Source organism: Mammaliicoccus sp. L-M44, from assembly GCF_022386355.1.
GTDB classification, from domain to species: Bacteria; Bacillota; Bacilli; order Staphylococcales; family Staphylococcaceae; genus Mammaliicoccus; species Mammaliicoccus sciuri_A.
In genome coordinates, this window is the sequence record NZ_JAJNIU010000064.1 from 1 (window position 1) to 626 (window position 626).

Below are 626 nucleotides of genomic sequence, written 5' to 3' on the forward strand. Positions count from 1 at the left end.
TAAAAGGGTTGTTTTATTTTTTCTTCTTTCGAGTTTCTTCCCCAGTAAAAGGATCTATGTACTCTATCATTGTTAACTGTTCTGCTACTATATCCTCTTGTAATTGATTTCTTATATAATTTTCTATCACTTTTTTATTTCTACCAACTGTATCCACATAAAATCCTTTACACCAAAATTTTCTGTTACCATATCTATACTTTAAATGGGCATGTCTATCAAATATCATTAAGCTACTCTTCCCTTTTAAATAACCTACAAATTGAGAGACACTTAACTTTGGTGGAATACTAACTAACATATGAATATGATCTTTACATGCTTCAGCTTCTATTATTTCTACACCTTTTCTTTCACACAATTGTCTTAAAATAATACCAATATCTCTTTTTATTTTCCCATAAATAATTTGTCTACGATATTTTGGTGCAAACACAATGTGGTACTTACAATTCCATTTTGTATGTGCTAAACTGTTTGTGTCTGATGACATTTAATGCATCTCCTCGTGTTGTTAATTTTGGTTGGCTGACCAAATATTATTCTAGCATGTAGAGATGCATTTTTTAATACAACGGTGAAACCATACTGTACCATACGCATAGCGTATGGTTTTAATTACACAA

Annotated in this window: 1 protein-coding gene; it reads right to left on the reverse strand. The window is 30.4% G+C overall.

What is annotated here, in order from left to right; genetic code table 11:
- Positions 1 to 13 precede the first annotated feature (13 nt).
- Positions 14 to 493 (reverse strand): IS200/IS605 family transposase, encoded by a 480-nt coding sequence (gene tnpA, locus LQ611_RS13925; protein ID WP_103362102.1) that lies wholly within the window; start codon positions 491 to 493, stop codon positions 14 to 16.
- Positions 494 to 626: the final 133 nt, after the last annotated feature.

Coding starts and splice junctions, on each gene's coding strand:
- tnpA (WP_103362102.1), bottom strand. CDS start 493: ATGTCATCAGACACAAACAGTTTAGCACATACAAAATGGAATTGTAAG.